Raw genomic sequence first — 6,673 nt, forward strand, 5'->3', positions numbered from 1 at the left:
TGTGAATCAGCAGATGAAGTCACTGCTGAACTCTGAAGACGGAGCACCGGTGTTTGAGGAGATCAGCCAGAGCAGCACCCAACGAGCCCATCGTGCAGCCAAACGGGGTGCCTGGCGGATCGCGGGGGATCTCCCCTCAAGCTTCCGCTACGCGGCCCAAGGTCTGGGCTACGGCTTCGTTAGCCAAAGGAACTTCCGGATCCACGTTTTTACGGGAGCGGTGGTTTTAGGACTGGGGATTTGGCTCCAACTCCCCGCGATTCAGCTGGCGGTGTTGGTGCTCACGGTGGCTGTCGTGTTGGTGCTGGAGCTACTGAATACAGCCATTGAGGCTGCGGTGGACTTGGCAATCGGCAGGCGGTTCCATCCCCTAGCCAGAATTGCCAAGGATTGCGCTGCTGCTGCTGTTCTTGTCTCAGCGATCAGCTCAATGCTGATTGCGCTCCTTCTTCTCCTTCCACCCCTGATCCTGCGCCTGGGCCTCTAACCATGCTCCTGGTTATCGATAACTACGACAGTTTCACGTTCAACCTCGTGCAATACCTGGGGGAACTTGCCAGCCAGTTCGAGGTTGCGACCGACTGTCGCGTCGAGCGAAACGACGCCCTCAGTCTCGAGGAGATTCGCGACCTCAATCCATCCGCCATTGTGCTTTCACCTGGTCCAGGCGATCCAGATCAAGCCGGTGTTTGCCTCGAGGTCTTACGCCAACTGTCACCCACCATCCCAACCCTTGGTGTTTGCCTCGGCCATCAATCGCTCGCGCAGGCCTATGGCGGTCGCGTTGTGAGAGCCAGCGAACTGATGCATGGCAAAACATCTCCTGTCCTGCATCGCGGTGAAGGCGTCTTCGCCGGGCTACCCCAACCCCTTACCGCGACCCGTTATCACAGCTTGATTGCTGAACGAGACACCCTTCCGAACTGTCTTGAAGTCACTGCCTGGCTGGACGACGGAACGATCATGGGGCTGCGCCATCGCGACTACCCCCACCTACAGGGAGTGCAGTTCCATCCTGAGAGTGTGCTCACAGAAGCGGGGCACCAGCTGCTCGCCAACTTCCTGCGTCAAGCAGAACACCAGTGACATCACTGCTAGCTTCCTGGTCAAAAAGACGGTCAACAATGTCGGTCCACGAACGGGTTCAGAGTCTTTTCCGAATTGTTTTGAGTGGCTCGGCACTCGTGGCGATCGGAACTGCTGCGCCAGTTCGGGCCGCAGGCGTCACCGTGACCAATTACGGCCATAGCGCCTTACTCATCCGCGGAGGTGGCCAATCCGTGATGGTGAACCCGTTTCGTGCCGTGGGCTGCGCCAAAGGACTCGCTGAGCCACGCGTGAACGCAACGGTGATTCTTGCCAGTTCGGAATTACCTGATGAAGGGGCTCGCATCGGTGGCGGGACCTATTTGGCCAAACCAGGCTCCTATCGCGTCGGAGGCCTCAACATCGAAGGGTTCGCTGCTCCCCATGACCGAGTGGGGGGCCGTCGTTTTGGCCAAGCCACGATCTGGCGCTGGCAACAGGGAGGTCTCAACTTTGCCCATCTCGGAGGCACCGCCGCCACACTCAGCGGTGAAGACAAAGTGCTTCTCGGTCGCCCCGACGTCTTAATCATCGGCGTCGGCGGCGGCGGCAAGGTCTACGACGGAGAGGAGGCTGCCGAAGTTGTGCGTGCGCTCAATCCGCGCAGGGTGATTCCTGTTCAGTACGTGAATGGCGAGGCTCCCTCTGGATGCGACCAGGGCGGAGTGCAACCGTTCCTGGATGCGATGTCCGGCACGAAGGTGCGCAAAGTAGGGCCAAACCTCAACCTGCCTGGAAACCTCGGTGACAGCACCGTGATCGATGTCATGCGTTGATCACGGTCGGCACTCACCCCTCAACCATCGGCATCGACGCCAACAACGCTGACAGTTCGGCTCGTTCCATCCCGGCAATTAAGGCCAAGAGGAGAAGAATCCTCGCCTTCTGAGGGTTGAGGGTTCCTGCCGGCAACAAGCCAAGCTCATCCTGAAGCGGACAGGGATGAACAGGACCCCTACCGCAACGACTCGCGCGCAACATCAGGGGCAACACACCAGACCAGGTTTTGATGGCCTCACGTTCCCCTGAAGACAATTGGCCGGCCCCGGTGCCAGTCCAGACCACCCCCTTCACCCCAGCATGAGAGAGGGACGAAACCAAGGCCAACGAAGGATTCACACAGCCGTAAAGGATGGCCACTTCAGGCCACTGAGCTGGCAATGCAAGCGTGGCGAAAGGAACGGATCGGAATCTGGACGCCTCCGGCAGATGCACTCCGCTGTCATCCACCCAGCCCAGGGGGCCCAAATCTGGACTTTGAAACGCACCCACACCCTGTGTTGCCACCTTGGTGACAGCCCTGGCTCCATGGATCTGGCCATCCATCACGACAAGCACCCCATGCCCGCGGGCCTTAGGGCTACCTGCCACTTGCAGGGCTTGAAAAAGATTCAGAGGACCATCAGCACTGAGGGCTGTGGCCGGACGCATCGCTCCCACCAACACCACTGGCCGCGGATCGTCAATGAGTAGCTCCAACAACCAGGCGGTTTCTTCCAAGGTGTTGGTGCCGTGGGTGATCACGACTCCCGCCAACTCGCAGGACTCGGCAAAAGCCTCACGGATTCGCGTCACCAGACGCTTCCAATGCTGAAACTGCAAATCAGCACTATCCAAATTGGCTAGTTGTTCCACCTGAAGCTGGGCCACCCCTTGCAACTGCGGCAGCTCCTGAAGGAGTTCCGATCCAGACATCGCCCCAGCGGTGTAGGAGTTGAGAAAGGTCCTAGTGACACCACGGCCTGCGATCGTGCCACCCGTGGCGAGCAGAAGCAAGGTCGGGGGTGGGGTGGGGTGATCGACCGTCAAAGCCCTGAATCAATCGCCTGATAGGCCAGCCAAAAGCGCTGCATCTGCTCAGTGGTGCCGATGCTGACGCGCAATGACCCATCAACCTGGGGCTTCCCTGCCATGGAACGCACCAAAATGCCCGCTTCCCGCAGCTTCGCGTCCACGAGCTGCGCTGAACGACGAGGCCAAACCAGGAGGTAATTCCCCCCAGCGACATGGTGAATGACACGCTGACGCGTCAATACAGACACAATCCAGTCACGAGCCCGTAACACCTCTTCGACATAGGCGTCGGTATAGGGCTGATCATTCAAAGCCGCCATCGCCGCCGTGACGGCCAAACTATTGACGTCATAGGGGCCCGTGACCCTGCCCACCCGGTCCACGACATCGGGATGGCCAAGAGCAAACCCGATCCGCAAGCCGGCGAGGCCAGCGGTTTTCGCCAAGGATCGGAGCACGAGCAGATTGGGCACCTCACGAAAATCAATCGAGGGCAAGACGCTGTCTCCCGTGAAGGCCTCATACAACTCATCCACCACCACAAGCGTTTCAGGCGCCGCGGTTGCAAGGTCCAACACTTGATCCGCCGGCAAACGCGTTCCCGTGGGGTTATTGGGATTGCACACCATCAAGATGCGCGGTGTCCGCAACAGGGCCGCTCGAATCGCCTCCATTGGAAACGCAAACCCGGGCATCTCGTGGGGCACGGCCTCAACCGCCATCCCCTGCATGCCCGCGCAGGGGGCGTAGTACCCAAAGGTGGGACTGGTTGTCAGCAGGGTGTCTCCGGCGGCGCCATAGGCATGGATCACGGCATGGATCGCAGCATCCACCCCGTTGAACACCCCAACGTGCGCAGACGTCAACGCACAGGCCAAGCCTGCCGGGGAAGACTCGAGATTGGCAATCAGGGCTTCGCGAAGACCGTCGTACTCGGGATAAATCGCAATCTGATCGGACGGGTACTCGCGAATTGCCTCCGCGACCCTGGGGCTGGGGCCCATCGTGTTTTCGTTGAAATCGAGCCGCAACAGGTTGCGTCGCCCTTCGAGAGGAGCGCTATAGGCCTTGAGCTGCTCAACCTCAGGCCGGGCACGCATTGCATTGCGTTGAGGGTGTCCGTTCACAGCAAATCCCACGTCACGAAACGAGCAAAACGTGAACGTGATTTCGAACCACTGCTCCTGAACTGGCCCGGAATGGTGTCACTACATTCGCTCCAACGTGGCAATGCCCAATAATCCCAACCCTGCCTTCAGGGTATCGGCGGTGAGACGGCACAACGCCAAACGGGATCGCAGGGACTGTCCCTCAGCCTTGAGCACTGGGACCTGGTCATAAAAGCGATTGAACACTTGTGATAACTCGAATAAATAACTGCAGAGGCGATTGGGCAGCAACTCCTCCTCCACCTCGGCGATCACCGCATCGAATTTGAGCAGCTCCCTGACCAGGGACCACTCCTGTGGCTCGCTGAACTGCAGCATTCCCGCCTCCGCCTCAAGATCTCCACCCTTGCGCGCAATTCCAGCAATGCGCACCACCGCATAAAGCAGATAGGGGGCCGTGTTGCCTTGCAAGGCCAGCATCCGATCGAAGCTGAACTGGTAATTCGTGATCCGGTTCTGACTGAGGTCGGCGTACTTCACCGCCGCGAGCCCCACCGTGCCAGCCACATGCTCAATGAACTGGTCGTCCTCGCGACGCCCCTCCTCCTCCAATCGCCGGCGTAAATCGGCTTCGGCCCGTTCCACCGCTTCGTCGAGCAGATCCCGCAACCGAACCGTGTCACCCGAACGGGTTTTGAGCTTCTTACCGTCCTCGCCCTGGACCAGCCCAAAGGGAACATGCTCCAGCCGACCGTGCTCTGGAATCCACTTCGCCCGTTTCGCCACTTGAAACACACCCGCAAAGTGGTTCGCCTGACCCGCATCGGTGACGTAAATCACGCGGCGCGCGCCATCGCCCTCTGGGGCCAGCGCAAAGCGATAGCGGATCGCTGCCAGATCGGTCGTTGCGTAATTAAAACCACCATCACTTTTGCGAACGATCACAGGCAAGGGCTTGCCATCCTTCCCGTTCACACCCTCAAGGAAGACACACTCCGCACCGTCATCAGTGACGAGCAAACCAGCCTCCTTCAAGCCACTGAGGACTGACGCCAGAAACGGGTTGTAAAACGATTCGCCTCGTTCGCTCAGACGAATATCGAGTCGGTCGTAAATCTTCTGGAACTCACGCCGCGACTGATCACAGAGCAATCCCCACGCCTTGAGAGACACCGGATCCCCACCTTGAAGCTTCACCACCTCCTCGCGAGACGTGGCCTGAAAGACTTCGTCTTCGTCGAAACGCTTCTTGGCCTCGCGATAAAAGGCCACCAAATCGCCAAGATCAACCGCATCGGCAGTTTTGAGGGTCTCGGGGGCCACCTGTTTGAGATGGGTGATCAGCATCCCGAACTGGGTGCCCCAATCACCCACATGATTGAGGCGCAGCACCCGATGACCACGGAACTCGAGCACTCGAGCCAAAGAATCACCAATGATCGTGGAGCGCAGATGGCCGACGTGCATCTCCTTGGCGATGTTGGGGCTGGAAAAATCCACAACCACCGCTGCATCGCTCTGCACCTCTGGTACGCCCAGGCGCGGATCACCCAGCCGTGCTGACACTTCAGCCGCTAAGCGCTCTGGCCGGATGGTGAGATTAATGAAGCCTGGACCGGCAATCTGCGGTTCCAGACACAGGGCTGCAAAAGCTGGATCCGCCTGAAGCGCCTCCACAATCGCCCCGGCAATGTGGCGTGGAGCCTGCTTGAGAGGCTTGGCCAAGGGCAAGGCGCCATTGGCCTGGAAATCACCAAATTCCGGCTTGCTTGCAGGCGCCAGCTGGGGATCCAGCAGAGCATCCACGTCCGGGAAGGCCCGCTGCATCGCCTCACGCAACTGGGTGTCTAAAGCCTGGGCGATGCGCAGCATGGAAAGCAGCGGTGAACGAATTCAGGTCCTGATCATCTCCCGGCGCGGGAGTCCCCTCAGGCCCTGACCAACCAGGCAGCAGCTGCAAAAGGAACGCCATGCCGGCAACAAACAGGCCGTCTAGTCTCCAGCCTCTTGAAAGGGAAGACGATTGGACCGCAAGATCTTCTACGACTGCGTTCGAGATGATCTGTTCAACGGGGTGCTCAGGCAGCAGAACGTGAATGGAATGGAGGCCATCCTGAACTTCTGGGACGCACCACCCAACCCACCAACAGGCGCGTTCAAAACCAACTGGGACATCCGTTCAATCGGATGGCTGGCTTACATGCTCGCCACAACAAAACATGAAACAGCGTCCACGATGCAACCGATTGATGAATATGGAGATAGCGCCTATTTCACACAGATGTATGAGAATCGATCTGACCTTGGCAATACTGAACCTGGCGATGGAGCCAGGTTTCATGGGCGGGGATTTGTGCAGCTCACAGGCCGGGCGAACTACACAGCAATGACCGGCGTGGTGCAATCAATCTTCCCCGAAGCGCCCGATTTCACTGAACATCCGGATGCGGTCAAAGATGATCGCTATGCGGCAGTAATCATGTTTCACGGCATGTTTTGTGGGGTTTTCACAGGATGGGCTCTCAAGAACTTCATCGGAGATCCTCACAAGGGGCAAATCGTGGACTACTTTCACGCCCGCAAAATCATCAACGGCATGGACAAAGCCGATCTGATTGAACGTTATGCCAAAAAATTCTCCACAGCCCTCGACAAGGCAGGTGCGAGCGCATGATTCAAGCCTT

7 protein-coding genes are annotated in these 6,673 nt (G+C 58.6%); 4 read left to right on the forward strand and 3 right to left on the reverse strand.

What is annotated here, in order from left to right; translation table 11 throughout:
* The first annotated feature begins 13 nt into the window (after positions 1-13).
* The 3 genes from NCN04_RS06090 to NCN04_RS06100 are packed head-to-tail and all read left to right on the forward strand — an operon-like array spanning position 14 to position 1,862.
* Positions 14-487, forward strand: coding sequence for a diacylglycerol kinase family protein (locus NCN04_RS06090; protein WP_250395504.1), 474 nt, complete (start codon positions 14-16; stop codon positions 485-487).
* A 2-nt stretch (positions 488-489) separates the two neighbouring features.
* Positions 490-1,086, forward strand: coding sequence for an anthranilate synthase component II (locus NCN04_RS06095; protein ID WP_048347405.1), 597 nt, complete (start codon positions 490-492; stop codon positions 1,084-1,086).
* 38 nt (positions 1,087-1,124) lie between these two features.
* Entirely contained in the window at positions 1,125-1,862 is a 738-nt protein-coding gene (locus NCN04_RS06100; protein WP_250395499.1) for an MBL fold metallo-hydrolase, read from the forward strand.
* 13 nt (positions 1,863-1,875) lie between these two features.
* Here the strand turns inward: NCN04_RS06100 and NCN04_RS06105 are convergent, their stop codons facing one another.
* From NCN04_RS06105 to argS, 3 genes are all read right to left on the reverse strand, one after another.
* Complete coding sequence (locus NCN04_RS06105) at positions 1,876-2,895, reverse strand: asparaginase (protein ID WP_250395500.1); 1,020 nt, start codon at positions 2,893-2,895, stop codon at positions 1,876-1,878.
* Positions 2,892-3,980: a pyridoxal phosphate-dependent aminotransferase gene (locus tag NCN04_RS06110; protein WP_250395501.1), complete on the reverse strand. Its 1,089-nt coding sequence runs from the start codon at positions 3,978-3,980 to the stop codon at positions 2,892-2,894. The genes NCN04_RS06105 and NCN04_RS06110 overlap by 4 nt, the downstream gene beginning before the upstream one ends.
* Positions 3,981-4,088: 108 nt before the next feature.
* Positions 4,089-5,861 (reverse strand): arginine--tRNA ligase, encoded by a 1,773-nt coding sequence (gene argS, locus NCN04_RS06115; RefSeq protein ID WP_250395502.1) that lies wholly within the window; start codon positions 5,859-5,861, stop codon positions 4,089-4,091.
* A gap of 151 nt (positions 5,862-6,012) precedes the next feature.
* Between argS and NCN04_RS06120 the strand changes: the two genes are divergently transcribed.
* Positions 6,013-6,663 carry a hypothetical protein gene (locus NCN04_RS06120; RefSeq protein WP_250395503.1) on the forward strand — a complete coding sequence of 217 codons (651 nt, stop codon included), beginning with the start codon at positions 6,013-6,015 and terminating at the stop codon, positions 6,661-6,663.
* The last annotated feature ends 10 nt before the right edge of the window (positions 6,664-6,673 follow it).

The sequence above is a fragment of the Synechococcus sp. MU1655 genome, assembly GCF_023630655.1.
Taxonomy (GTDB): Bacteria; Cyanobacteriota; Cyanobacteriia; order PCC-6307; family Cyanobiaceae; genus Synechococcus_C.